General features: G+C 63.1%; 22 protein-coding genes and 1 pseudogene. 12 read left to right on the plus strand and 11 right to left on the minus strand.

Features of this window, described 5'->3' with window-relative positions:
• Window positions 1–16 precede the first annotated feature (16 nt).
• Entirely contained in the window at window positions 17–1,444 is a 1,428-nt protein-coding gene (ahcY, locus tag TSACC_RS01265) for an adenosylhomocysteinase (RefSeq protein WP_075077592.1), read from the plus strand.
• A gap of 284 nt (window positions 1,445–1,728) precedes the next feature.
• On the opposite strand, the gene TSACC_RS01270 is transcribed toward ahcY, so the two are convergent.
• Complete coding sequence (locus tag TSACC_RS01270; RefSeq protein ID WP_153811195.1) at window positions 1,729–2,703, minus strand: hypothetical protein; 975 nt, start codon at window positions 2,701–2,703, stop codon at window positions 1,729–1,731.
• Between the two features lie 147 nt (window positions 2,704–2,850).
• Between TSACC_RS01270 and TSACC_RS22315 the strand changes: the two are divergent.
• From TSACC_RS22315 to TSACC_RS01290, 5 genes and pseudogenes are all read left to right on the plus strand, one after another.
• Window positions 2,851–3,282, plus strand: a pseudogene (locus tag TSACC_RS22315) (low molecular weight protein arginine phosphatase); the annotation flags it as partial.
• 21 nt (window positions 3,283–3,303) lie between these two features.
• Window positions 3,304–4,554 (plus strand): serine hydroxymethyltransferase, encoded by a 1,251-nt coding sequence (gene glyA, locus TSACC_RS01275; protein ID WP_202815992.1) that lies wholly within the window; start codon window positions 3,304–3,306, stop codon window positions 4,552–4,554.
• 102 nt (window positions 4,555–4,656) lie between these two features.
• A complete protein-coding gene (locus tag TSACC_RS01280) occupies window positions 4,657–5,028 on the plus strand; it encodes a BlaI/MecI/CopY family transcriptional regulator (RefSeq protein ID WP_202815886.1) in 372 nt (123 codons plus the stop codon).
• Window positions 5,012–6,322, plus strand: a complete 1,311-nt coding sequence (locus TSACC_RS01285) for a M56 family metallopeptidase (protein ID WP_075077595.1) — start codon at window positions 5,012–5,014, stop codon at window positions 6,320–6,322. Before TSACC_RS01280 ends, TSACC_RS01285 begins: the two co-directional genes overlap by 17 nt.
• A 57-nt stretch (window positions 6,323–6,379) precedes the next feature.
• Window positions 6,380–6,817: a VOC family protein gene (locus TSACC_RS01290; protein WP_075077596.1), complete on the plus strand. Its 438-nt coding sequence runs from the start codon at window positions 6,380–6,382 to the stop codon at window positions 6,815–6,817.
• Between the two features lie 50 nt (window positions 6,818–6,867).
• Here TSACC_RS01290 and TSACC_RS01295 read toward each other — a convergent pair whose 3' ends face one another.
• A complete protein-coding gene (locus tag TSACC_RS01295) occupies window positions 6,868–7,347 on the minus strand; it encodes a hypothetical protein (RefSeq protein ID WP_075077597.1) in 480 nt (159 codons plus the stop codon).
• Between the two features lie 65 nt (window positions 7,348–7,412).
• Complete coding sequence (locus tag TSACC_RS01300; protein ID WP_075077598.1) at window positions 7,413–7,940, minus strand: hypothetical protein; 528 nt, start codon at window positions 7,938–7,940, stop codon at window positions 7,413–7,415.
• Between the two features lie 114 nt (window positions 7,941–8,054).
• On the opposite strand from TSACC_RS01300, the gene TSACC_RS01305 reads away from it, so the two are divergent.
• The 4 genes from TSACC_RS01305 to TSACC_RS01325 all read left to right on the plus strand — a co-directional run bounded on the left by TSACC_RS01305 (window position 8,055) and on the right by TSACC_RS01325 (window position 11,972).
• Window positions 8,055–8,867, plus strand: a complete 813-nt coding sequence (locus tag TSACC_RS01305; RefSeq protein ID WP_075077599.1) for an NYN domain-containing protein — start codon at window positions 8,055–8,057, stop codon at window positions 8,865–8,867.
• Between the two features lie 7 nt (window positions 8,868–8,874).
• Window positions 8,875–9,411 (plus strand): AlkZ-related protein, encoded by a 537-nt coding sequence (locus TSACC_RS01310; RefSeq protein ID WP_075077600.1) that lies wholly within the window; start codon window positions 8,875–8,877, stop codon window positions 9,409–9,411.
• A 55-nt stretch (window positions 9,412–9,466) separates the two neighbouring features.
• Window positions 9,467–10,705 (plus strand): LL-diaminopimelate aminotransferase, encoded by a 1,239-nt coding sequence (locus TSACC_RS01315; protein WP_075077601.1) that lies wholly within the window; start codon window positions 9,467–9,469, stop codon window positions 10,703–10,705.
• Between the two features lie 214 nt (window positions 10,706–10,919).
• A complete protein-coding gene (locus tag TSACC_RS01325) occupies window positions 10,920–11,972 on the plus strand; it encodes an alpha/beta hydrolase (RefSeq protein ID WP_075077603.1) in 1,053 nt (350 codons plus the stop codon).
• Between the two features lie 478 nt (window positions 11,973–12,450).
• Here the strand turns inward: TSACC_RS01325 and TSACC_RS01330 are convergent, their stop codons facing one another.
• The 8 genes from TSACC_RS01330 to TSACC_RS01365 form a co-directional block, all read right to left on the minus strand.
• Complete coding sequence (locus TSACC_RS01330) at window positions 12,451–13,134, minus strand: hypothetical protein (RefSeq protein ID WP_075077604.1); 684 nt, start codon at window positions 13,132–13,134, stop codon at window positions 12,451–12,453.
• 282 nt (window positions 13,135–13,416) lie between these two features.
• Window positions 13,417–13,839: a tetratricopeptide repeat protein gene (locus TSACC_RS01335; protein WP_075077605.1), complete on the minus strand. Its 423-nt coding sequence runs from the start codon at window positions 13,837–13,839 to the stop codon at window positions 13,417–13,419.
• A gap of 224 nt (window positions 13,840–14,063) precedes the next feature.
• Window positions 14,064–15,311, minus strand: a complete 1,248-nt coding sequence (locus TSACC_RS01340; protein ID WP_075077606.1) for an L-rhamnose isomerase — start codon at window positions 15,309–15,311, stop codon at window positions 14,064–14,066.
• An 18-nt stretch (window positions 15,312–15,329) separates the two neighbouring features.
• The gene (locus TSACC_RS01345) at window positions 15,330–15,938 is read right to left on the minus strand and encodes a LutC/YkgG family protein (RefSeq protein ID WP_075077607.1); all 609 of its coding nucleotides are present in this window, start codon (window positions 15,936–15,938) and stop codon (window positions 15,330–15,332) included.
• On the minus strand, window positions 15,935–17,341 hold the full coding sequence (locus TSACC_RS01350; protein WP_075077608.1) for a LutB/LldF family L-lactate oxidation iron-sulfur protein: 1,407 nt from the start codon (window positions 17,339–17,341) through the stop codon (window positions 15,935–15,937). Before TSACC_RS01350 ends, TSACC_RS01345 begins: the two co-directional genes overlap by 4 nt.
• A gap of 2 nt (window positions 17,342–17,343) precedes the next feature.
• Window positions 17,344–18,102, minus strand: a complete 759-nt coding sequence (locus tag TSACC_RS01355; protein WP_075077609.1) for a (Fe-S)-binding protein — start codon at window positions 18,100–18,102, stop codon at window positions 17,344–17,346.
• A gap of 2 nt (window positions 18,103–18,104) precedes the next feature.
• Entirely contained in the window at window positions 18,105–19,580 is a 1,476-nt protein-coding gene (locus TSACC_RS01360; protein WP_075077610.1) for a rhamnulokinase, read from the minus strand.
• 18 nt (window positions 19,581–19,598) lie between these two features.
• A complete protein-coding gene (locus tag TSACC_RS01365; protein ID WP_075077611.1) occupies window positions 19,599–20,357 on the minus strand; it encodes a DeoR/GlpR family DNA-binding transcription regulator in 759 nt (252 codons plus the stop codon).
• 87 nt (window positions 20,358–20,444) lie between these two features.
• On the opposite strand from TSACC_RS01365, the gene TSACC_RS01370 reads away from it, so the two are divergent.
• Both TSACC_RS01370 and guaB read left to right on the plus strand, forming a co-directional pair.
• Window positions 20,445–22,634, plus strand: a complete 2,190-nt coding sequence (locus TSACC_RS01370) for a bifunctional rhamnulose-1-phosphate aldolase/short-chain dehydrogenase (RefSeq protein WP_075077612.1) — start codon at window positions 20,445–20,447, stop codon at window positions 22,632–22,634.
• A gap of 170 nt (window positions 22,635–22,804) precedes the next feature.
• Complete coding sequence (gene guaB, locus TSACC_RS01375) at window positions 22,805–24,367, plus strand: IMP dehydrogenase (protein ID WP_084400103.1); 1,563 nt, start codon at window positions 22,805–22,807, stop codon at window positions 24,365–24,367.
• The last annotated feature ends 84 nt before the right edge of the window (window positions 24,368–24,451 follow it).

The raw sequence follows: 24,451 nt of genomic DNA on the forward strand, positions 1-24,451 counted from the left end.
AAAACTCGTAAACTTTATGTCCACAACGCTTGTTAATCCGACAGACGCTTACAAAGTCGCCGACATCAAATTGGCCGACTGGGGCCGCAAGGAAATCTCCATCGCGGAGCAGGAAATGCCGGGTCTCATGTCGATCCGCAAGAAGTATGCGACCGACAAACCGCTCGCGGGCGTGCGCATCACGGGATCGCTCCACATGACGATCCAGACGGCCGTTCTCATCGAGACGCTCGTCGACCTCGGCGCCTCCGTGCGCTGGGCCAGCTGCAACATCTTCTCGACGCAGGATCACGCTGCGGCGGCTATCGCGGCAGCCGGCGTGCCGGTTTACGCCTGGAAGGGTGAGAGCCTCGAGGAATACTGGGATTGCACCTGGGCGGCGGTTTCGCACCCGGATGGCAAGGGCCCGGAGCTGGTCGTCGACGACGGCGGCGACGTGACGCTCCTCCTGCACAAGGGTTATGAGCTCGAGAACGGCGACGGCTGGGTCAATACCCCGAGCGGCAGCCATGAGGAAAAGGTCATCAAGGATCTCCTCAAGCGCATCCACGCCGAGCAGCCGAACATCTTCCACGAGATCGTGAAAAACTGGCGCGGTGTTTCCGAGGAAACCACCACCGGCGTGCATCGCCTGTACCGCCTCCAGGAGCAGGGCAAATTGCTCGTCCCGGCTTTCAACGTGAACGACTCCGTGACGAAGTCGAAGTTCGACAACCTCTACGGCTGTCGCCACTCGCTCATCGACGGCATCAACCGCGCCATCGATGTCATGATCTCCGGCAAGGTCGCCGTGGTCTGCGGCTACGGTGATGTCGGCAAGGGCTGCGCCCAGTCGCTTCGTGGACAGGGCGCTCGCGTCATTGTCACCGAGGTCGATCCCATCAACGCCCTCCAGGCCGCGATGGAAGGCTACGAGGTCACCACGGTCGAGGACACCCTCGGAGTGGGCGACATCTACGTCACCACCACGGGCAACGTCGACGTCATCACCATCGAGCACATGGCCCGCATGAAGGACCAGGCGGTGGTTTGCAACATCGGCCACTTCGACAACGAGATCCAGGTCGACAAGCTCAACAACTACGCTGGCATCAAGCGCACCAACATCAAGCCGCAGGTCGACAAGTACACCTTCCCCGAAGGTCACGAGATCTTCCTCCTTGCTGAGGGACGCCTGGTGAACCTCGGTTGCGCCACCGGCCACCCGAGCTTTGTGATGAGCAACAGCTTCGCCAACCAGACGCTCGCCCAGCTCGAGCTCTGGAAGAACCGCGAGACCTACAAGGTCGCCGTGTACGTGCTGCCGAAGCGTCTCGACGAAGAGGTCGCCCGCCTGCACCTCGAGAAGATCGGCGTGAAGCTCACGACGCTCACCCCTGCCCAGGCCGAGTACATCGGCGTGCCGGTCGAGGGTCCGTACAAGCCGGAGCACTACCGCTACTAAGGAATTTCCGCCGCTTAAAAGTGGCGAATTTCGCAAGAAAGGCCGGGCCGCAACGCCCGGTCTTTTTTTGTGTCCGGAGCTGACTGGAGGGAGCCCCTGAGAGAAAAGGCGCAAGTCCTTGAAATGTAAGGCCAGCGTCCCGCTGGCTTGCACGAAGGGCAAACTGAAGACCGGAAGGAACGTTATTCGCCGGAAGGCTCGTCTGGCGAGAAGGCTGGCAAGATGCCGGCCCTACGATGGTGCAGGGCGAAAACGCGATGCGCGCGAAAGACGCGCACAACGGCTTATTTCGCCGTGCGGCGGAGGAACTCCTCCATATCCTTCTTCTTGCCCGGGAAGGCGACCATGAAGCACACGTCGTCCTCTTCACGGATGGCCAGCACCATACGGTCGGCCTCCGTGATGCGCCACGACTTCTCCGGCACCACGTCGATCCCGAGTTTTTGCGACGGGAAGGAATAGAAAAACATGGTGTCGTCGCCATTCACCGCCGCCGCCTGGGCCACCGCCTCGCCCTCGTAGCGGAACATGCGCACGCCCACGGCGTCGAAACGGTCAAATCCCGGTGGGAGGCGAAAATTATCAAACCCCTTGAGAATGAACCAGTCCTGCAGACCGCCTGTCTTTTCGGTCACCGGATCAAACTGCTCGGCTCCGGCGCTATTGCCCTGGGTGGCGACCTTGATCGCCTCGTCGGGGAAGGTTCCTGCCTTGCCGAGGAAGTTCCACGTCAGGACGGCTACCATGAGAAGAAACCCGATGCCGACCGCGATGGAGGCGGGATTGCGAATGGAGAACTTCTTGTTGGCATGCCGACCCGCTACGGCTTCCGCCGCCTCGATGAGCTGCTTGTCCTCTTCCGGTGTCGGGAGAAGGTGGGCCAGCGCGTCGGCCAGCGCCGGATTCTCAGGAGCGGCGGGAGGAAGCTTTGTCACATTGAGCAGATGCAGGATCTCCTCGGCATCGAGGGCATTCAGCTCCAGGAGCACTTGGGCCGACCGGTCGGGTTCCGCCAGAGCGTGAAGCTCCGCCAGAGGTCCGGTGAGCTCGCACCGTGCCGGAAAGCGCAGGCAGCGCCGTCGCAGGATGCTGTAAAAGAGCATTTCCAGCCGATGCCGGTCATGCACGCCGGGATGCTGCAGGAGTTCGTCAATGGACTCCTGGATGACCTTGGTGGCGCCTTCTTGGCAACCGGTCAGGATGTAGGTCACCCTCCAGGCGGTAACCAGAGAGGGGCATTTCTGGGCAGCTTCACTCATTCGGGCTCATGCTAGATAGCCGTGCAACCGCCCCGGCACAAGCAGGTTCTCGCATCGCTGAGGGAAGCGCCCGCGGCGAGATTTCATCAAACCTGCCGCCTGCGATTGACTTTAGCCCCGGGTGGATTTCAACTTGTACCCTTCTCGATGAAGCACGTCCTCTTTGTTTGCACTGGAAATGTCTGCCGCAGCCCGATGGCTGAGGCGCTTTTCCGTCAGCTCGTGGCGGACCGGGATGACATCGAGGTGCAATCCGCCGGGGTGAGCGCCGGTCGCGGGCAGCCCGCCAGCCTGGACTCCGTGCGGGCCTTGAAGACCCTCGGCATCGACCTCTCGCGTTTCCGCAGCCAGCCCGTCACCGAGGAGCTGGTCGAGCAGGCCACGCACATCTTCGTCATGACCCGCGACCATCGCCGGTTGCTGGAGCTTTTTTTCCCGGAAGCCTCGGGAAAAACCTATCTCGTCCGCGAGTTTGACAACGGCTCGCCGGACGTGCCGGACCCGATCGGCCTCGGCCGCGAGGTCTACGAGCGTTGTCGCGACGTCCTTCGGCGCTCGCTGCCCGACCTTCTCAACTTCATCGACCAAGACACTTCTTCCATGAGCCACGACTCTTCCACTCCGTCCATCGCCGCGATCGACCCTGAGATCGCCGACGCCATCGCCAAGGAACGCCATCGCCAGTACGAGCATGTCGAGCTCATCGCCAGCGAGAACTTCACCAGCAAGGCTGTGATGGAGGCCCAGGGTTCCTGCCTGACGAACAAATACGCAGAGGGTTATCCCGGCAAGCGCTGGTACGGCGGCTGCGAATACGTCGACACCGTCGAGACGCTCGCCATCGAGCGCGCGAAGCAGCTTTTCGGCGCGGAGCACGTCAACGTGCAGCCCCACAGCGGCAGCCAGGCCAACATGGCCGTGTACTTCAGCGTCCTCACCCCGGGCGACCGCATTCTTACGATGGATCTCGCTCACGGCGGTCACCTCACGCACGGCCACAAGGCGAATTTCTCCGGCAAGCTCTACGAGGTGCACCACTACGGCGTCGATCCCGAGACCGAGACGATCAACTACGACGCCCTGGCGAAGCTCGCGGGCGAGGTGAAGCCCCGCATGATCACCGCCGGAGCCTCGGCCTACCCGCGTACGATCGACTTTCCCCGCATGCGCGAGATCGCGGATTCCGTCGGCGCGCTGCTCTTTGTCGACATGGCCCACATCGCGGGTCTCGTAGCTGGCGGCGCTCATCCGAGCCCGATCCCGCACGCCCACTTTGTCACCACCACCACGCACAAGAGCCTGCGCGGACCCCGCGCCGGCCTCATCCTGTGCAAGGAGGAGTTTGCCAAGAAGGTCGACAGCCAGGCCTTCCCTGGCGTGCAGGGCGGTCCGCTCATGCATGTCATCGCGGCCAAGGCCGTCTGTCTCAAGGAGGCTCTCGATCCGTCCTTCCGCACCTACGCCGCGCAGATCGTCAGCAACGCCAAGGCCCTCGCCGCCCGCTTGAACAAGCTCGGCTACCGCATCGTCTCCGGCGGCACGGACAACCACGTGATGCTCGTCGACCTGCGCTCGCGCGGCATCAACGGCGCCGAGGCCTCCCTCACGCTCGACAAGGCCGCCATCACGGTGAACAAGAACGCCATCCCGTTCGACACCGAGCCGATCTTCAAGACCGGCGGCATCCGCATCGGCACCCCGGCCATGACCACCCGCGGCCTCAAGGAGGAGGAGATGATGGAAATCGCCGACTACATCCACGCCGCGCTCGAGGCCCGCAACGACGAGGCCGAGCTGGCGAAGATCCGTAAGCAGGTCACCGCGCTCACCGCGCGCTTCCCGCTGCCGTAAGCCTTTCCCTTCAAAAGGGGGACGCTGGGACATCCTGGCGTTCCCCTTTCTTTTACCGATTATCATTTACAACTGTAAACGATTGGCTATTTACAGATGTAAATGATCCAGATTTCCGAGGCGGAATGGCAGGTGATGGAGGTGTTGTGGGCGCATCCGGGCCGCAATGGCCGGGAGGTGGCCGTCGCCCTGAAAAACACCGGCTGGACGGAGGCGACAGTGAAGACGCTCCTCAACCGCCTGCTGAAGAAAAAGGCCCTCCGGCATGAACAGACCGATCGGCACTACACCTATTTTCCTGCCGTGCAGCGGACCGAGTGCCAGCAGCGCGAGGCGGTGAATTTCCTGCGCCGGGTCTTTGGCGGTTCCTCCCCGGTTCCGCTGGTGGCGCATTTCCTGGAGAACCAAAAACTGACGGAGGCGGAGCTGGCGGAGTTGCGCCGGCTGCTGGACCGGCATGACGACGCTCATTGACCTCACCCTACGTGGGACGCTGGCCGTGGCGTTGGTGTTTGCCCTCAGCCTGATGCTCCGGCGCTCCTCCCGGTCGGGGGCATTGCGCCTGTGGTGGCTCGTGGCGGCGCTGGTCTTTCTCTGCCCTTTGCGCACGCCGCACCTGGGGTTGTGGGGCGGCGATACGCCCACGGAAATGGCCTCCACCTCCGCTCTCCGGTATGCCCCGGCGGAGTCCGTCGCGTCCCAGGCGAGCCGCGTGGTGCAAAAGGCAGTGCCGGTGCTGCAAATCGTCTGGCTGGCCGGCTTCCTTGTTTCCTGCGGGCTTGTGGTCGGGCGCTCCGCCGTCTTTCTTTCGGCTTGGCGGAGGCATCGCCTGTGTACCGACAGCCGCCTCCTCGACCTGCTGGAGGAGTGCAAGGCCTCCCTCGGCATCACGATTCCCATCGGGCTCATCGTGGACGAAAAAATCCCCGCGCCCGCCGTGCTGGGCTGGCTGCGTCCGCGCCTGTTGCTGCCAGCGGTTTTTACCCGCGAGGCGAGCGAGGACTCGCTCCGCCATGTCCTGCGACATGAACTCGCCCACATCCGCGCCGCCGACATCGCGGCGGGCTGGTTGTTTGCCCTTGTCCGCTGCCTGCATTGGTTCAACCCTGCCGCATATTTCCTGCATCGCGAGTGGATTCGCTCCCGCGAGGAAGCCGCCGACGAGGCGGCGGTGCAGGCCGACGATCGCGCTGGCGCCTCCCGTGCCTATGGCGAGACGCTGCTCGGCATGGCTGCGGAAACCTCATTTGCCCCCAACCTCGCCGGGATCGGCGAGAGCTTCCGCCACCTGCGGCGGAGGATCGACCGGATTATGAAAACCCAGCATCGCAAACCCAGAATGCTCCTCACCGCCCTCGTCGCCGTGATCCTCGGCGGCATCGCGACCCTGCAACCCGGCCACGCTGAAAGCCCCAAGGACCAGGCCGTCGCCGCCATGGAATCCTGGCTTGGCGGCATCGACGCCGGGAAATATCCCGAGAGCTGGCAGGCGGCTTCCGCGGATTTCCAGAAAGCCGTCACCGAGACTCAATGGGTCGAGGCCCTCAAAGCCGTACGAGCCCCGCTCGGCGAGCTGAAGGAGCGCAAGCTCGCCTCCGCCTTGCAGCAAACCGAGGTGCCTGGCCCGAAAGGCACGATCAAGGGCAACTTCGTCATCGCGCAGTTCGAGTCCTCATTTGAAAACTTGAAGTTCGCCCTCGAGACCGTGACCTTCGTCGAGGAGGGCGGCACGTGGAAGGCGTCGGGATATTACATCAAGCCCAGGTAGGCCGGGTATTGCCGCGTCCGGCCTTGACCGTGCTCGCGGCGGTCGTAGGCTTCTCCCATGGCGATTCGGCGTATTGATCATGTAGGTCTCGTGGTCGAGGACCTCGCAACCGTCCAGGATTTCTTCGAGCACCTCGGCCTCGAGGTCGCGGGTGATGCCGACGTGGAAGGCGATTGGGTGGATCGCGTCATCGGCCTGAAGGATGCGAAATGCTCCATGGTCATGATGACGACGCCCGATGGCGAGGCGATGCTCGAGATCATCCAGTTCGAGCGCCCCGTGTCGGAGGAAGGCATCCGGCACACGCAACTGAACGCCCCCGGCCTGCGCCACGTCGCCTTCGTGGTCGACGACGTCGAGGCCACCGCCGCCCGGCTCCAACAAAAGGGCGCGACGCTCCTCGGCGAGATCGTGAATTACGAGGGCGTCTACAAACTCTGCTGCCTCCGCGGCCCCGAGGGCATCCTGCTGGAGCTGGCGGAGGAGCTTTCTTGAATTGAGGAATTTTTGCTGCGCAATCAGTGGTCTGCTTGCGCGCAGGCGCTCTATTTTTTGGCAGGCGTTTGTTTACTGGCGTCTTCGATGACGATGATGTCTCCACCTGAAAAAGGAAACTGCGAGTGATATACCTCCCCGGGAGTTCCTGCGATCTGGACGACGGGTAGGGACTGGTTTGCGCGGTAGACAGCAAGGTGTAATTTTCCCGAATCAGAATAGCCCATATATCTAGATAATATTTCAGGATTTCTGACTTCGCTTATCCGAAAAGCTTGGAAGTAGGGAATACTTAGGATGGTTTCCTTGCCGTCAATCGTTCGGGTTTCAATGTTTCGCACTGGTCCCAGGACGATTACGAGAGTTTTCAGATCGAGATTCGCGGCGAGTCTCTCTTTGGCGAGGGTAGCTGCTTGTTCGTAGTTGAACGGCTTGAGTACATCTACCGGCGGCTGGGAGTATGCGAGAACCGGAACCAGAAGCGAAGCCAGTAGAAGGGAACGGAGTTTAACGGCTAAAGAAGTAAGCATATCTTTATGTTGCTGAAAAAGTGTGGCTGTTCTCAGAACAAGGGAGAGCGACTCATGGTGCTTAACTACCGAACAACCGAAACGACAATGAGGTCGCCGTTCTTGAAAGGGAACTGTGAGTGTTGGATTTCCTCAGCTTTTCCCACTAATTTGAAGGCTGGTTGATTTTGATCTGCATGATACACAAGCAATTGGATTACGTTCCCGCCGTATGGTTGGTTTTCAAATACCTTGGGGAGTAAGGACTCTGGATTGCGTACGAAAGCGGGATCAAGGATGCGGCAATAGGGGATGCTCTTTTGAACTTCCTTGCCGTCAATGAAGTAACTCTCATTGGTTTGCGTCGGCCCTGTAACAAAGATGCCTTCAGGCGCAGATTTTTCGGGCTTCTGACCTTGGGCCAGATCACCGGACGGCGTCCTGAACCGAGGGTCATTGGCCATAGCGGCGCGCTGTTGTTCGAGCGAGACAGCCCGCTCCTTCACCAAAGCCACGGTATCCGCATAGCTGAAAGGTTTGGCCGGGTCAGCCGATTGCGCATGTAACATGAGCGGCAGGGCGCACGCGGCGAGGAGGAGGCGGGAGAGCGGCATGGCTAAGCTTAGAGCAGGAACGCCCGGGCTTGGCAAATTCATCCCACCGGAGCGCTGCCGCCGCCTGCCAAGCTTTTGATCGCCAAGGCGGAAACCTCGGGTAGACTCTGGCGCATGAGCGACTCCACCACGCCGGATGCCACGATGGCTGTGTTCCTTGATTTGGAAAATGTCGCCCTCGGCGCGAAGGAGGCGGCGTTTGAGCGGTTCAGCATGAAGCTCGTCAATGAGCGTCTCCTGCTGCGCGGGCACATCGTGGTGAAGAAGGCGTATTGCGACTTTGACCGCTACAAGGAGTTCAAGCGCGACCTGCACGAGGAGGCCTTTGAGCTGATCGAGATCCCGCACGTGCGCCAGTCGGGCAAGAACTCCGCCGACATCCGCATGGTCGTCGATGCGCTCGACCTCTGCTATACGAAGCCGCACCTCGACACCTTCGTGATCGTGAGCGGCGACTCGGATTTTTCCCCGCTCGTCTCGAAGCTCCGCGAGAACAACAAGACCGTCATCGGCGTGGGCGTGAAGAAATCCAGCTCCGATCTCTTCATCAACAACTGCGACGAATTTCTCTACTACGACGACTTTGCCCGGCGGAAGAAACAGCAGCAGCGCCCGAGGGTGCAAAAGCCCGCCGCCAAGCCGCAGGAGAAGCCCGCCGTGAACGAGGGGCCGACGAAGGAGCAGGCCTTTGAGCAGCTCGTGAGCACGATGGAGGCGCTCACCGAGGAGCGCGGCGACGACCCGATCTATGCCTCGATGGTGAAGCCCGCGCTCAAGCGCCTCAACCCCGGCTTCAGTGAGCGGGCGCATGGGTTCAGCTCTTTCAACGAACTCCTCAAGGCCGCCAAGGCCGCGCGCCTCGTCGACCTCGATACCGAGGGCAAGGCGAGCAACAACTACGGCGTGCGCCTCGTGCGCGAGGCGTAGTACCGGCATGGCAGGCATTCGCACCCTGGCGCAGGCCCGCGCCTTTGTGAAGCGGGTGGGCATTTGCGGCATCTTTGCCGACGTCGAGGGGCATTCGCTCTGGGACGCCACCGACCTGCCCGACCGCCAGCCCGGCGAGCGGGGTTGGGGGCAAAAGGTGAGCGCGGTCTGGACGTGGAAAAACCTCCTGCCCGCGCGGCATCCCGACGAGATTTTTTACGGCAAGGTGAAGGGCGGCAAGGCCGTCCTCATGAGCATGGCGCGGCTGCGCGAGCACTACCCGCAGCACCACCTGCCCGTGCGCGAGTGCAGCCCGGTGGCCCAGCGCATCTACCACGCACTGAAGTTTGACCCCATGACGACGCCCGAGCTGCGGCGGCACCTCGACATGACCCACCCGCCGCAGCGCAACCAGTTCGAGCGCGGGCTGAAGGAGCTGCAGATCACGCTCAACATCGCCCGACGCAACTCCGAGGAGGACGAAAACGACACGTGGGTCCTCTTCCGCGAGCAATATCTGGAAATCGCGGCCGACGAACGATAGCTTTTTCCCTTCCCGCCACCCGGTGGAACATGGCATTACCTCTCGTTTTTCCCGTATGGCTCACCTCAACTCGCACTACCTGAAGCTCAAGGCCGGCTACCTCTTCCCGGAGATCAATCGCCGCGTGAAGGCCTTCACCGACGCCAATCCCGAGGCGGCCGCCCGTCTCATTCGCTGCGGCATCGGCGACGTCACCGAGCCGCTCCCGCTCGCCGTGCGCGAGGCCATGCACAAGGCGGTCGACGAACTCGGCACCAGCGAGCACTTCCGCGGCTACGGCCCCGAGCAGGGCTATGAGTTCCTGCGCAAGGCCATCGCGGAAAACGACTACCGCTCGCGCGGCCTCGATGTCGCCGACGACGAAATCTTTGTCTCCGACGGATCGAAGTGCGACTGCGCCAACATCCTCGACGTGCTCGGCCACGAGAACCGCATCGCCGTGATGGACCCGGTCTACCCGGTCTATGTCGACACGAATGTCATGGCGGGCCACACCGGCGCGGCCAGCGACGCCGGGTTCTACGAGGGCCTCGTCTATCTCCCGTGTACGGCGGAGAATGGCTTCATGCCCGACGTGCCGACGGAGAAGGTCGACCTCGTCTACCTCTGCTCGCCCAACAACCCGACCGGGGCCGTGGCCACCCGCGAGCGCCTGGAAAAGTGGGTCGCCTACGCGCTGGCCAACGACGCCATCCTGCTCTACGACGCCGCTTACGAGGCCTATATCACCGAGCCCGGCGTGCCGCGCTCGATCTACGAGATCCCCGGTGCGCGCCAGTGCGCCATCGAGTTCCGCAGCTTTTCAAAGAACGGCGGCTTCACCGGAGTGCGCTGCGCCTTCACCGTCCTGCCCAAGGAGCTGCTCTGCACCTCCGCCGACGGCGAGAAGCGTCCGCTGCATCCGCTGTGGAACCGCCGGTTCAGCACGAAATTCAACGGCGTGTCCTACGTCACCCAGCGTGCCGCCGAGGCGCTCTACTCCAGCGAGGGCAAGGCCGAGGTGGCCGCGCTCGTCTCCCACTACATGGGCAATGCCAAGATCCTCCGCGAGGCCGTGAGCGGCGCGGGGCTGACCGTCTTTGGCGGAGTCAATGCCCCCTACATCTGGGTGCGCGGCCCGCAGGGCGCGACGAGCTGGGACATCTTTGACCGCGTGCTCAACGAGGCCAACATCGTCATCACGCCCGGCAGCGGCTTCGGCAATGCAGGCGAGGGCTATTTCCGCATCTCCGCCTTCAACAGCCGCGTCAAGGCCGAGGAGGCCGCCCGCCGCTTCGCCGCCATGAAGTGGTAGTTAAAAAACGCTTTAAAAGAATTCCCTCCCGCAGAGATAAAGCCGGTTCTTCGGAACCGGCTTTGTCGTGTCCGGGCGGCGTGATCGGAGGCGCTGCCAGTGAGCCACATGCGAAAGTCGGAACAGCCGATGGAGCAGGTAAAACAGGTGTTGCGAGGATTGCCGAGAGGGATCGCTGGAAAAGTGCGCCGGGCTGGTGGAGATTGCTCCTGCCATGAACGCCACTCCGCCGCTCATCGAGCTTTCGCCCCGAGGACCGTATGTTACCGACCTGCCGGATGCGCCAGGGCGCTCGGTCGTCACCCCATCGGAACCCGCCTTTCCCATCTACCGCCTGCTCTCCGAGCTGCGCTCGCCGCTGGAGCTGCGTGAGCTGATGATCCAGCCCGTACGCACGGGGTATATCGGCAAGCCCGGTGATCCCCCGCCGGCGCATCTGCCGCCCGGCGCGGCGGAGCTCTTCCCCGATGTCGCGGTGGGCGAGATTGCCGTGCACGGCGAGGATGGGCTGGTGCATTGCCGCACATATTCCGTGCCTGCGACGGACGACACGCTGCGGCCCATCGTGCTCTACATCCATGGCGGGGGCTTCACCGTCGGCACCTCAGCCGATACCGCCTCGATCACGAGTCGCATGGCGCACGATACCGGCGCGGTCGTGGTGAGCGTGGATTACCGCATGGCCCCGGAGTGGCCCTTCCCGCACGCGGTGGAGGATTGCTTTGCCGTCTACCGCGCTCTGCGGGAGGAGGCAATGCGCCTCGGGGGCGATCCGGAGAAGATCCTCGTCGCCGGGGACTCGGCGGGCGGCAATCTCTCGGCGGTGCTTCCGCTCGTGGCCCGCGACCGCGACGTGCCGGTTCCGGCGGGAGCCATCCTGCTTTGTCCGATCACGAATTTTTGCGCCGAGGAGCACCCCGGCTTTGAGCGCCTCGCCGCGCGGGGCATCGTGTACGACACGGCCTTCTTTGGCTTCATCCGGGGCGCATACCTGCTCCGCAAGTCCAACTGGACCCACCCCTACGCCAGCCCCGCGCTGGGCGACCTGGGCGGCTTCCCGCGCACATTGGTGGTCTGTGGTTCCGACGATCCTGTCGTTGAGGACAACCGCGCCTTTGCCGAGCGGCTGAAGGCTCACGGCGTCCACGCCGAACTCTTCGAGCGGCCGCATATGCCGCACGGCTACTATTTCTTCCCCGGCCTCGTCCCCGAGGGCGATGAAGCGCTGGCGGCGGTGAGCGACTTCATCCGCGCCTGCACGGCATGAGACCTCGCCGGGGTCGGCTATTGGGAAAAAATCGCCTCTTCGGAGAAGTAAACGAACGGCGCGAGAGAACCGCTCTTTTTGCCGCAGGGGTGCGTTGTGTTCGTTTAGCGGATTCCCGAGGGAAAGTGCCGTTCGTTTCCGGCTCGTTTACCGTTTCGTTTACCTTCATTCAGGAAATATCCTCCTAAGGGTCTGAACGAGGAAACGAACGAGGAGGGGAGGGGGGAAGATGTCTTGGAACGCTGTTCCGTTTCCGGTGTGTGAGGCTGAGGACTGCCCGGGTTGGGAAATCGCTTTCTATGAGAAAACCGATGAAACGAACGGACGGGAGAATGCCCGTTTGTTTCACCTTCCCGTTTCCGGTTCGTTTCACACTCTCCGAGGGGGAATGAACTTCGTTTCAGGCTCGTTTCGCATTTCGTTACGCTTCGTTTCTCGTTTCACTCCCTAGGGGAGATTATCGGAAACGAACGAAATGCTATCCCTGGATCATCCGCTTCAGCGCCTGGCCGATGGTGTCGGAGCCGGGGGCGCAGATTTCCAGCGTGAAGCCCATCACGGCCAGGGCGGCGGCGGTGATGAGCACGTAGAGCCAGGTGCGGCGCACGGCTGCGCCCAGCCAGTGCTCCTCGGCGGCAATGCGGAGGCGTCGATACAGCACGCTGGTGAGGAAGATATCCACGAAGATCTCCGCGATGAGCAGCGGCGCGCCTGCGATGGCCATGCAGATCGTTACGGCGACCGCGGCAATGGCCGCCAGCACGATGGCCAGCCCGCAGCCTTCGTCGGGAACGAAGTCCATCCCATCGAGCCAGTCCCACGTGCGGGATTTGGTAGTCTTTAAAATATACGGGCTGGGAGGGGTGGACTGAAAATCCTCCTGCAGCTCCGCGTCGTCGGGGTTGAACTGCGCTTTCTCCAGTTCCACCCACAGGCGGATGAGGAGGAGAAAGACGCCATAAGCGCCCAGCACGGCCGCGGGATAGCGCACGGCCATGTTGGTGATGCCGAGCTTCAGCAGGCCGAGGGAAAGCCCAAATCCCGCCGTGCCGGTGAAGACAAGGATCAGCCCCAGGGTGAAGCGAGGAAGCGCCCTGCGGGTAAAATAACGCTGCAACGCATGGCGTGCGCGGTCGCGCATCGTCTCCGGGTCGTCCGTCATGGCCGGGACTCCACCAAAACCCGCTAAGCTTAGCGATCAGATATCGCGTGTGTCGGCTGCGCCACTGTAAAAGCAGCGCTGCAATGAGCGGAATGAAAAGTGCGCTTTCGTTTACCTCCCTCATTTCCAGTTCGTTTACCGAATCCCCGAGAGAAAGTGCCGTTCGTTTCCGGCTCGTTTACCGTTTCGTTCACCTTCGTTTCCGAAAAACGCCCCTTAGGAGGTGAAACGAGAAACGAAGGATTAACGCTTGGAAAAGAGGCGTGCAGTAGCTCGGACTCGTCATGTGGTCACACCGCGCAAACCGGAGCAAAAGGCGATGGCCTGCCTTTGAATCTCCAAGCGCCTCTTCGCGGCGGCGACTTCCTTTTCCCAGTCGGGATAGTCCGGGGGAACCGTGGCAAAAAGCTCCAAGGCCTCGGCATACGCCCCGAGATTGATCAGGCAGATCGCGATGGTGAATCGCGCATAAGGCACCTTCTTATGACCAGGAGCTCTTTCGATGAATCGAGAGAGCAGCCTGATGCACCCCAGGTCGTCCTTGTCCTCGTAGATGCAGATCGCTTTGTAAAAGATAACGAGCGGGACAACGTCCTCGATTTCCGTCATGGCGTCGATGAGAGGGCGCGCTTCGCTGTACCTGTCTTCCGCGACAAGGTCGGCGATCCGGCAGACGGCTTCGTAGCTGGCCTCGGGAGTGAACATCACTCTTCCCTGACAGGCTCTTTTCTCCGAGCCAAGGCTCAATCCCGCCGCGCAACGAGAGCAGCGGGAAATCGCCCTTTCGTTTCGCTCCCTTGTTTCCGGCTCGTTTCGCGAATCCCCGAGGGAACGGGCCGTTCGTTTCCGGCCCGTTTACCAGTTCGTTTCGCTTCGTTTCCGAAAATCGCCCCTAGGAGGTGAAACGAGAAACGAAGCGTAAAATTGCCTTAGCGCTTGGAAAGGACGCTGGCCTCGTAGGCCTTCACTTCCTTGATCCAGGCGGGGCCGACGGGGGTGCCGTTGCGTTCGCAGAATTCGTCCCACACCGCGCCGAGCGGGAGCGTTTTGGCTTCCTCAAGGAGGGCGAGGCGGGTGGCGTAGTCACCGGAGTTCTCGGCATCGCGGAGCTGCGCGATGGGTTCGAGCAGGGCGGCGAGGAGGCTCTTCTGGGCGTTGCGGGTGCCGATGACCCAGGCGGCGATGCGGTTGATGCTGGCGTCGAAGAAATCGAGTCCGATGTGCGTACGGCTGAGGAAGCCCCCGCGCACGAGTTCCTCCATGATGGCGCGCGTGGCGTCGTCAAAGAGCACGACGTGGTCGCTGTCCCAGCGTACGCCGCGGCTCACGTGGAGCAGCAGCTCGGGGACGAATTGCAGCGTGGAGCTGATCTTGTCGGCGAGGCTCTCGGTCGGGTGGAAGTGACCCGCGTCGAGGCAGAGCGCCTTTTTGCGGCTCACGGCGTAGCCCATGTAAAACTCATGCGAGCCGACGACGTAGGACTCCGACCCGATGCCGAAGAGCTTGCACTCGACCGCATCGACGTGGTGGCGCGTGTTCAGCTGCTCGGAGAAGAGCGCGTCGAGCGAGGCCTCCAGGCGCTCGCGCGGGCTCTTGCGGTCGACGGGCAGATCCTTCGAGCCGTCGGGAATCCACACGTTCATCACGCTGGGCTTGCCGAGCTGGCGGCCAAACTCCGCGCTGATGCGGCGGCAGCGACGGCCGTGCTCGATCCAGAAGGCGCGGATGCCGGCGTCGGGGCTGGAGAGCGTGTACCCGCTGGCCGAGAGGGGGTGCGAAAAATAGGATGGGTTGAAGTCGAGGCCGAGGCTGCGCTCCTTCGCCCAGTCGATCCAGCTCTGGAAGTGGGAAACCTCGATCTGGTTGCGGTCGGCCTTGCCGCTGGAAAAGTCGCCGTAGATGGCGTGGAGATTCAGGCGGCGGGAGCCGGGGATGAGGGCGAGGGCGGCGTCGAGATCGGCGCGGAGTTCCTCGATGGTGCGGGCCTTGCCGGGGTAGTTGCCCGTGGCCTGGATGCCGCCGGTGAGCGAGCCGCCGGTATTCTCAAATCCTCCCACGTCGTCGCCCTGCCAGCAGTGCAGGGAGATGGCGGTCTGGCCGAGCGTCTGGAGCGCGGCTTCGGTATCCACGCCGAGCTGGGCGTAGGTTTCTTTGGCGAGGGAGTAGGAGGAGGACATGAGGTTTCTGGTTACAAGTTAAATAAAAAAGCTGCCCTGGCGGCCGGGGCCGTGAACGCCCTGGATGAGGATGCCCTCGACGTCGGCGGTCTTCGACGGGCCGGTGATCCAGACGATGCCGGGATCGGCGGGGAAGGCGGTGATGGCTTCGCCGATGGTGCGGACGAGCCCGGTGCGCGGGACGACGGCGATGTGCCACCATGGGGCCAGCGCGGCCAGCCGGTCGGGCGTGCCGGAGTCGGTGAGAATGACGGTGCCGGACTCCGCGATCGCGCCATCGGCCACGGTCACGGCGGCGTCAATACGATCCACCGCGTCGCGCGTGTATTCCGGAACGACCTCAAGGTGCGCGGCGAACTCCGCCGCGAGGTGCGCGACCTGCGGGGCGAGGTAGACGCTTTTGGCCCCGTCCTTCTTCAGCCACGCGGCGCAATCGGCGGGCGATGCAAAGAAAAACCCCCCGGTGCCGGTGAGGCGCTTGCGGAAGAGCGTTTCATTGTCCTCCGCAGCGGGAAGCCAGCGCGGGGTGGTCGTGGCGGCGGTGTCGTAATCCGGGTAGGCCGCGCGCTCCGGGAGCGGGGCGAGGGCTTTGCGGATGCCTTGAAAAATCTGGTCGCGGTGGCTCATGGCTGGCGGTCCTTTCCCTTGGCGGGGCGGTTCTTGTACCAGGAGCGGAATTTCCCCCCGCGCCACGCGGGCAGGGTGCGGATTTTCAGCCACTCCTGGAGAGCGGGGACGGGAATGAGCGCCTTGGGCGTCAGGTCGAGGGCGACGCCTGCGTGCATGGCCGTGCGCCACAGCATCGGCGCGGTGGCGAGCAGGGCAAAGGGGGCCATCGGCGGCGTGCCGGGCGAGGGGAGGTGCTCCTCTTTGGCTCGGTTGCGCAGCTTCAGCAGCAGGTCGGGGATCGGGATGTCGACGGGGCAGACCTCGTTGCACGCGCCGCAGAGGCTGGAGGCCTTGGGCAGGTCGCCGAGCTGGGCAAAGCCCTTCCCAGCCAGCATGGGCGAGAGCACCGCGCCGAGCGGTCCCGGATAAATGCTGCGATAGGCGTGGCCCGACGCCTGGCGGTAGACCGGGCAGACATTCATGCATGCGCCGCAGCGGATGCAGCGCAGAATTTCCCGGCAGTCCGACGCCAGGGTATCGACTCGTCCATTGTCCACGAAGACGACGTGCATCTCGCGCGGGCCGGAAGGCTGGGCGGGCAGGGCAGCGCCGGAGAGAAACTCGGTGTAAACCGTGAGCTGCTGGCCGGTGGCGGAGCGGGCAAGCAGGTTGAGAAAGACGGCAAGGTCGCGGTCGTGCGGGACGAGCTTTTCCACGCCGATGAGGGCGATGTGCACGCGCGTGCCCGCGAGGCAGAAGCGCGAGTTGCCCTCGTTGGTCACCAGCACCATGCGGCCAGACTCGGCCACGACGAAGTTTGCCCCCGTCACGGCGGCGTCGGCCTGGAGGTACTTCTGGCGCAGGAAGGCGCGGGCGCGGCGGGTGATCGTCTCGGGATCGTCGTTGTAATCTCCCAGCCCCTCGCGCTCGAAGCTCTTCGCGATGTCGCGTCGGTTCTTGTGCAGGATCGGTTTGACGATGTGGCTCGGGTGATCGTGGTCGATCTGGACGATGTATTCGCCGAGGTCGGTCTCGACGGATTCCACGCCATTTTCCTCCAGGAAGTCATTCAGGTGGATCTCCTCGGAGATCATGCTCTTGGACTTCACCACCTTGCGGCAGCCGGTCTGGTTGAGGATGTCGAGCACGGCCTGCCGGGCGTCCTGCGTGCTGACGGCGAAGTGCACCTTTACGCCATTGGCGGTGAGGCTGCGCTCGGCCTGTTCCAGATACTGGTCGAGGTGCTCGATGGTGTGCTGCTTGATCGCACCCGCCAGCTTGCGCAGCGGATCGGGATCGCCAAAGTCCGCGCCGAGGATCTGATAGCGCTTCTCGGTGCCGGCGGCGCTGTTGGACCGCACGGCCTGACGCACCTCGGGATCGAGGGTGGCGGCGTAGGTGTCGATCTTCTGGTGAGCCATGGTTACGGGGCCTGGGTGAGCGCATCGCGCAGCACCTGGGCGATGTGGCGGATTTGCAGCGGCTTGCCTTCCTTGTTGGCTAGGCCGGAAAGATGCATAAGGCAGCTCATGTCGCCGGAGACGAGGAAATCGGGATGCGTCTCCATCACGTGTTCGAGCTTCAGGCGGCCCATCGAGCCGGAGATATGCGGGAAGGCCACGGAAAACGTGCCGCCAAATCCGCAGCACTGCTCCGCCTCGCCAAAGGCCGCGATCTTCAGCCCCGGGATCGAGCCGAGGAGCTGCAGCGCCGCCGGGCCGCTCTGCGTGCCGCGCGTATGGCAGGCGCGATGAAAGGCGACGTTGGCCTCCAGGCGGCCCTCCCATTTCGTGATGCCGAGGCCGTTGACGATGAAATCGGCCAGCTCCCAGGTGCGATTGGCGAGGGCCTGCACGGCGGGCGCGTCGGCTTCTTTTTCAAACTCCAGCGGTGCGCCATGGAAGAGCATCGCCGCGCAGGAGCCGGAGGGAATGACCACCGGCGCGTCGCCGGAAAAGGTCTTCACCGTATGGCGCATGATCTTGCGAGAGGCGTCCCAGTCGCCCGAGTTGAAGGCGGGCTGCCCGCAGCAGGTCTGCCCCTCGGGAAACTCGATCTCGCAGCCGAGATGCTCCAGCACCTCGACGGTGGCGCGGGCGACGTCGTCAAAGAACGCATCGCACAGGCAGGTGGCCATGAGCTGCACCTTGCGGCCGGTGACAGGAGTGCGGGTGGTTGCCATGGTTAAGTGGAGATCAGTTGGAGAAACCTTGCTTCCTCATCGTTCCACGATTCCGTGTCGGAGGGCTCGAAGGTTTCAAATTCAAAGGAGTTGCGGACGATTTCGCGGCCTTCCTCCAGCGAGGAGATTTCGCCGCGAGCCATAAGCTGGGCGATGATGTTGCCCGTGGCCGTGGCCTCGATCGGGCCGGCCTCGACCGTCAGCCCCGTGGCGTCGGCGGTCATCTGGTTGAGCAGGGCATTTTGCGAACCGCCGCCGACGATGTGGAGGGTGTCCGGCAGGTCGGGCATCCACGCGCGGAGCTGGTTGACGAGCACGCGGTACTTCAGGGCGAGGCTGCGCAGGATGACGCGGGCGATGTCCCCCGGTTTCTCGGAAACAGGCTGGCCGGTTTTGCGGAGATAGTCGGCGATGGCGCGCGGCATGTCGCACGGACGCGAGAAGCTTGCATCATCAGGATCGACGAGTCCGGGGGCCTTGCTCACCCACGCATGGTCGACGAGTTCGCCATAGTGGAGCTTGCTGCCCTGCGCGTCCCAGTTGCGCTTGCACTCCTGGAGGAGCCACATGCCCGCGACGTTCTTGAGGAAGCGCGTGGTGCCGGAGAGTCCCTGTTCGTTGGAGAATCCGGCGGCAAAGGACGCGTCGGTGATGATGGGCGCATCAAGCTCTCGACCGAGGAGCGACCACGTGCCGGAGCTGAGAAAGAGCGGGTTTTTGGAGCGGGCTGGAGCGCCCGCCACGGCGGAGGCCGTGTCATGGCTGCCGCAGGCGACGACATCGACGGAATCGAGCCCGATCTCCGCCGCGAGACTGGCGATGAGCTTGCCGACCTTCGTGCCGGGAGCGGTCACGGGCTTGAGCAGATGGGCGGGGATGCCGACCTTTGCGGCCAGCTCCAGGTCCCACTCGGCGGAGCCCGCCTTGAGCAACTGCGAGGTGCTCGCAATGGTCTGCTCGATCACGCGCTCGCCGCTCAGCCAGTAGGTGAGCAGATCGGGCACAAACAAAAGCTGCGACGCCTCGCGGAGCACCGCAGGATACTGGCGCGCCTCCGCCGCGAGCTGGAAGATGGTGTTGAAAAATAGGAGCTGAATGCCTGTGCGACCGTAGAGTTCCTCCTTCGGCACGGCTTTGGATACCTCCTCGATCAGCCCGTCGGTGCGGCTGTCGCGGTACATCCACGGCAGGCCGAGCAGGCGGCCTCGCTCATCGATGAGGCCGTAGTCCACGCCCCACGTATCGACTGCCACCGAGACGACCTTGTCGCCATGCGTCTTCGCGGCGGCGGCGATCCCGTTTTTGATATTCGAGAAAAGCTCCGTGATATTCCAGTGCCAGCCCGTCGGGAGCTGGACGCCCTGGTTCGGGAAGCGGTTCTGGTCTTCGAGCTGGAGCTTGCGGCCGTCGAAGTGACCCGCGACGACGCGTCCGCTGCCTGCTCCGAGGTCGACAGCGAGATAGGTCTGATGAGACATGGGGAGGAGAGAAATGGTCTACGCGAGCTCGATGCGAACCCCCTGGGCGGTCAGGGCCGACTCCAGCGCGGGCGACGGCTTTTCATTCGTGATCCACACGTCGACGGCGGAGTTTTGCGAATAGAAATAACTGGAGGCCACGCCCGACTTCGACGAATCCGCCAGCAGGTAGACGGACTCCGCACCCTCGACCACGCGATGCTTCAACCGGGCCTGCTCCTCGCTCGCCTCGCTCAGGCCGCGCTCGGGATCGATGCCGCGGCACGACACGAAGGCTGAGTCAATGCGGTACAGGTTGAGCGTTTGCTCCGCCGCCCATCCCGTGCAGGAGAGAGAACTCGACATCAGGTTTCCGCCGAGGAGCACGACATGGACGGCAGGTTTGTCTGCCAGCAAATTGGCGATCTGCAGCGAATTCGTCACCACGGTGAGCGGGATGTCGGGCAGGGCCTCGGCCAGGTGTTGCACGGTGGTGCTGGGATCGAAGAAAATGGTCTGCCCCTCGCTGATCTTGGCGACGGCGGCGCGGGCGATCTGGATTTTCGCCCCGGAATTTTGCGCGGCGCGCTCGCGCACGGGGAATTCCCGGCGCTGTGTCTCCAACCGCACGGCTCCGCCATGGGAGCGCATCAGCATGCCCTCGGCCTCCAGCTTCTCAAAGTCGCGGCGCACGGTCTCCTCGGTCACGCCGAGAGTCTTGGCCACCTCCGTGGTCCGGACGCTCCCGTGCTTCTTCAGCAGGTCGAGCATTTGACGATGTCGTTCGAGGGCGAGCATGTGGGAATCAGTTTGAATGATTTTTCTTGCCCAATCAATAAAAGAAATTCAGAAGCAAACACAGCTAAACCCACATTCCTCCACTTTATGAGCTACAAGTACGTCAATTACCTCTGGGATGATGCCAAGGCGGCCTCCCTCGATTTCGTTTCCCTCCTCGTGTACCGCTCGAACCTCCTCGGCTCGGACCAGCGCATCACAAACACGGGTGGCGGAAACACCTCGTCGAAGATCGTCGAAAAAGACCCGCTCTCCGGTGAGGACGTGGAGGTTCTGTGGGTGAAAGGCTCCGGCGGCGACCTGCGCACGTCGAAGAAGGAGAACTTTTCCTCGCTCTACCAGAGCAAGCTCATCGACCTTCAGAAGGTCTACGGTTCCCAGCCCGAGCGCGGTCTCAAGACCCAGGCCGAGGACGACATGGTGGGCATGTACCCGCATACGACTTTCAACCTGAACCCGCGCCCGTCGTCCATCGACACGCCGCTGCACAGCTTCCTGCCCGGCAAGCATGTCGACCACATGCACCCAAATGCCATCATCTCCATCGCGGCGAGCCGTCGCTGCGAGGAGCTGACGAAGGAAATCTTTGGCGGCGAAATGGCCTACGTGCCGTGGATGCGTCCCGGCTTCGAACTCGGCCTCGCCATGCAGGAGATCTCCCGCCAGCAGCCTGGCATCAAGGCCATCATGATGGGCCAGCACGGGTTCATCTCGTGGGATGACGACGCCAAGGTTTGCTACACCCTCACGCTCGATCTCATCGAAAAGGCCGCCGCGTATATTGAATCCAAGTACGAGGCCAAGGGCGGCCATGCCGGAGCCTTCGGCGGCGCCAAGTACCAGTCCCTCGAGGAGGCGCAACGCCAGGCCGTGTTTGCCCAGATCCTTCCGTGGCTGCGCGGCCAGGTGAGCCAGCAGAAGCGCTTCGTCGGTACCGTGCAGGACGACGAGAAGATCCTCCGCTTCGTCAATTCCAACGACGCCCCGCGTCTCGCGGAGCTCGGCACCTCCTGCCCCGACCATTTCCTGCGCACCAAGATCAAGCCTCTTTACGTCGACTGGAACCCGCAGTCCGAGGACGTGGCCGCGCTCAAGGCGAAGCTCGCCGCCGGTCTTGAGGCCTACCGCGCCGACTACGCGGAATATTACAACCGCTGCAAGCACGCCAACTCGCCCGCCATGCGCGACGCGAACCCGACCGTGGTGCTCATTCCCGGCCTCGGCATGGTTGCCTGGGGCAAGGACAAGAGCGAAAGCCGCGTCACCGCCGAGTTTTACAACTGCGCCGTCGAGGTCATGCGCGGCGCGGAGGCGATCGACGAATACGTCTCGCTCCCGCAGCAGGAGGCTTTTGACATCGAGTACTGGCTCCTGGAGGAAGCCAAGCTCCAGCGCATGCCCGCCGAGAAGGAACTCGCCCGTCAGGTCCACGTCGTCATCGGCGCGGGCAGCGGCATCGGCAAGGAAGTGGCCCACCGGCTCGTAAAGGAAGGCGCGCACATCGTCTGCGTCGACCTCAACCTCGCCGCCGCGGAAGCCACCGCCAAGGAGATCACCGATAAATACGGCCTCGGCATCGGCGTGGCCGGCACGGGGATCAGCGGATGCGGACCGGCCATCGGGCTTTCCGCCAACATCACCGACCGCGCCAGCATTCGCGCCGCCCTCGACCAGGTGGCCATCGCCTACGGCGGATTTGATTCCATCGAGGTCACGGCGGGCATCTTTGTCCCGAGCGACACGACCGGGCACATCCCGGACGATAAATGGGCGCTCACCTTTGGCATCAATGTCACCGGCAGCTACTTCGTCGCCGACGAGGCCTACAAGATCTGGAAGGAGCAGGGCCTCCGTGGCAACCTCGTCCTCACCACCAGCGCCAACGCCGTCGTCGCCAAGAAGGGCAGCGTCGCCTACGACACCAGCAAGGCCGCCGCAAATCACCTCGTTCGCGAGCTCGCCATCGAGCTTTCGCCGCTCGTCCGCGTCAACGGTGTGGCCCCGGCCACCGTCGTGCAGGGCAGCGCGATGTTCCCGCGTGACCGCGTCATTGGCTCCCTTGCGAAGTACAACATCCCGTACGCCGACGATGAGGCGACCGAATCGCTCGTCAGCAAGCTCGCGCAATTCTACGCTGACCGCACTCTGACCAAGGCGCCGATCACTCCGGCCGACCAGGCGGAGGCGTATTTCCTCCTCGTCACGAACCGTCTCAGCAAGACCACCGGACAGGTGATCACGGTGGACGGCGGACTGCACGAGGCGTTTCTCCGGTAGTTCCCAGCCCGCCCGGTGTGTGGAGGCGGGCTGATCTTGGGGATCCCGCGGGGCGCTGGTGGAACTTTTCCATCGGTTTCCCCGCGGGAGACTACCTCGCTCGCGAGGAAGAAAATCACTCTTCGCAAAATCTCCTTGTGCAAAGGGCGGCACTTCGGTGAAGGTTGCCCATGGAAGACCTGTCAGCCTTTTTTCCGGACGCGGATACGTTCTTTCCCCGGAATCTGCCCGTCGGCTTAACCTTCGACGATATTTCGCTCGCGACTCGCTACACCGAGATCCTGCCCCGCGACGCCAACCTTTCAGTTTCCCTCTCGCCCTCGCTGCATCTGCAGATTCCGATCCTGTCGTCGGACATGGATACCGTGACCGAGTCGCGCATGGCGATTCGCATGGCGCTCAACGGCGGCCTCGGCCTCATCCACTACAACATGACGGACGAGGCGCAGATCAAGGAGGTCGCCCGCGTGAAGAACCACATCCACGGTTTCATCCGCGAACCAATCAAGGTCATGGCCAACCAGACCATCGGCGAGGTGCTCGACCGCATCACCCGCAAGGACTTCGGGTTCCGCACCTTCCCCGTCGTCGATGAGCAAAACCGCCTTCTCGGCCTGCTCTCCAGCAGCACGGTGAAGGAGCGCTATCGCGAGCGTTCGGTCCTCGAGGCCATGACCCCGCGCAGCGAGGTTTACACGCTTCCGGTCAGCGCGATCAAAGACCACCCGATCGAGGTGGCGGACAAGTTTTTCTCCGAGCACATCGGCATTCACAAGCTGCTTATCGTCGACGATCAGGAGCGCCTGTGCGGCCTCTTCACCCTCAGCGACATCGAGCGCATCGAGGACGAGGCCACCCGCATCGTGAAGCCGGCCCGCGATGAGCGCTTCCGCCTCGTTTGTGGCGCGGCCATCGGCTCGCATCGCAAGGCCGACGGTTCTCTCGACGCCGACCGCATCATCAATCACGTCGGTCGTCTCGTGGAGGAGGGTGTCGATGCCATTGCCGTTTCCACCGCGCATGGATTCTCCAAGGGCGTCGGCGACACGGTGAAGCTCATTCGCGGCCAGTTCCAGGATCTCACCATCGTCGCGGGCAACGTCACCAGCGCCGACGGCGTCGAGTTTCTCGCCAAGGCCGGGGCGAACTGCATCAAGATTGGCCAGGGCCCCGGCTCCATCTGTACCACGCGCGTCGTCGCGGGCGTGGGCATCCCGCAAATGACCGCGCTTTACGTTGCCTCCCGCCAGGCGGCCAAGGAAGGCGTGACCATCCTCGCCGATGGCGGCATCACGAAATCCGGCGACATGGTCAAGGCGCTTACCCTCGCCGACGGCCTCATCTGCGGCGGCCTGCTCGCGGGTTGCGACGAGGCTCCCGGCCGCATCATGGAAATCAACGGCAAGCTGTATAAACAGTACCGCGGCATGGGTAGTCGCGAGGCCATGAAGGACGGTTCCGCCGCCCGCTATGGCCATGACAAGAAGGATGCCGTGGCCAAGGCTGCTCCTGAGGGCATCGAGGCTCTCAAGGAAGCCGCCGGTCCGCTGGATGTCGTTCTGCGCGAACTCATTGGCGGTATCCAATCCGGCATGGGCTACCTCGGCGCCGCCGACCTCAAGACCCTGAAGGTCAACGCCCGGTATATCCGCGTTAGCCCCGCCGGCCAGAAGGAAGCCGCTCCGCACGACGTCATCACCGTCAAGACGACGCCCAACAACAGCTCGGAGTAGGCCGAAGGCGGAAGTTTGAAGTGGGAAGTCGGAAGGAATCGCTCCGATGCCGCCTGAGCGTGGCAAAACGGACCTTCCGACTTT

The organism is Terrimicrobium sacchariphilum (assembly GCF_001613545.1).
GTDB lineage: Bacteria > Verrucomicrobiota > Verrucomicrobiia > Chthoniobacterales > Terrimicrobiaceae > Terrimicrobium > Terrimicrobium sacchariphilum.

What these genes read in the sequence shown, in the direction of transcription:
- TSACC_RS01325 (WP_075077603.1), top strand. Translation starts at nt 10,920, where the DNA reads ATGAACGCCACTCCGCCGCTCATCGAGCTTTCGCCCCGAGGACCGTAT.
- TSACC_RS01270 (WP_153811195.1), bottom strand. Translation starts at nt 2,703, where the DNA reads ATGAGTGAAGCTGCCCAGAAATGCCCCTCTCTGGTTACCGCCTGGAGG.
- TSACC_RS01355 (WP_075077609.1), bottom strand. Translation starts at nt 18,102, where the DNA reads ATGGCAACCACCCGCACTCCTGTCACCGGCCGCAAGGTGCAGCTCATG.
- TSACC_RS01340 (WP_075077606.1), bottom strand. Translation starts at nt 15,311, where the DNA reads ATGTCCTCCTCCTACTCCCTCGCCAAAGAAACCTACGCCCAGCTCGGC.
- TSACC_RS01350 (WP_075077608.1), bottom strand. Translation starts at nt 17,341, where the DNA reads ATGGCTCACCAGAAGATCGACACCTACGCCGCCACCCTCGATCCCGAG.
- TSACC_RS01365 (WP_075077611.1), bottom strand. Translation starts at nt 20,357, where the DNA reads ATGCTCGCCCTCGAACGACATCGTCAAATGCTCGACCTGCTGAAGAAG.
- TSACC_RS01310 (WP_075077600.1), top strand. Translation starts at nt 8,875, where the DNA reads ATGGCAGGCATTCGCACCCTGGCGCAGGCCCGCGCCTTTGTGAAGCGG.
- TSACC_RS01305 (WP_075077599.1), top strand. Translation starts at nt 8,055, where the DNA reads ATGAGCGACTCCACCACGCCGGATGCCACGATGGCTGTGTTCCTTGAT.
- TSACC_RS01300 (WP_075077598.1), bottom strand. Translation starts at nt 7,940, where the DNA reads ATGCCGCTCTCCCGCCTCCTCCTCGCCGCGTGCGCCCTGCCGCTCATG.
- glyA (WP_202815992.1), top strand. Translation starts at nt 3,304, where the DNA reads ATGAGCCACGACTCTTCCACTCCGTCCATCGCCGCGATCGACCCTGAG.
- TSACC_RS01330 (WP_075077604.1), bottom strand. Translation starts at nt 13,134, where the DNA reads ATGACGGACGACCCGGAGACGATGCGCGACCGCGCACGCCATGCGTTG.
- TSACC_RS01360 (WP_075077610.1), bottom strand. Translation starts at nt 19,580, where the DNA reads ATGTCTCATCAGACCTATCTCGCTGTCGACCTCGGAGCAGGCAGCGGA.
- TSACC_RS01345 (WP_075077607.1), bottom strand. Translation starts at nt 15,938, where the DNA reads ATGAGCCACCGCGACCAGATTTTTCAAGGCATCCGCAAAGCCCTCGCC.
- ahcY (WP_075077592.1), top strand. Translation starts at nt 17, where the DNA reads ATGTCCACAACGCTTGTTAATCCGACAGACGCTTACAAAGTCGCCGAC.
- TSACC_RS01370 (WP_075077612.1), top strand. Translation starts at nt 20,445, where the DNA reads ATGAGCTACAAGTACGTCAATTACCTCTGGGATGATGCCAAGGCGGCC.
- TSACC_RS01295 (WP_075077597.1), bottom strand. Translation starts at nt 7,347, where the DNA reads ATGCTTACTTCTTTAGCCGTTAAACTCCGTTCCCTTCTACTGGCTTCG.
- TSACC_RS01285 (WP_075077595.1), top strand. Translation starts at nt 5,012, where the DNA reads ATGACGACGCTCATTGACCTCACCCTACGTGGGACGCTGGCCGTGGCG.
- TSACC_RS01335 (WP_075077605.1), bottom strand. Translation starts at nt 13,839, where the DNA reads ATGTTCACTCCCGAGGCCAGCTACGAAGCCGTCTGCCGGATCGCCGAC.
- TSACC_RS01280 (WP_202815886.1), top strand. Translation starts at nt 4,657, where the DNA reads ATGATCCAGATTTCCGAGGCGGAATGGCAGGTGATGGAGGTGTTGTGG.
- TSACC_RS01315 (WP_075077601.1), top strand. Translation starts at nt 9,467, where the DNA reads ATGGCTCACCTCAACTCGCACTACCTGAAGCTCAAGGCCGGCTACCTC.
- guaB (WP_084400103.1), top strand. Translation starts at nt 22,805, where the DNA reads ATGGAAGACCTGTCAGCCTTTTTTCCGGACGCGGATACGTTCTTTCCC.
- TSACC_RS01290 (WP_075077596.1), top strand. Translation starts at nt 6,380, where the DNA reads ATGGCGATTCGGCGTATTGATCATGTAGGTCTCGTGGTCGAGGACCTC.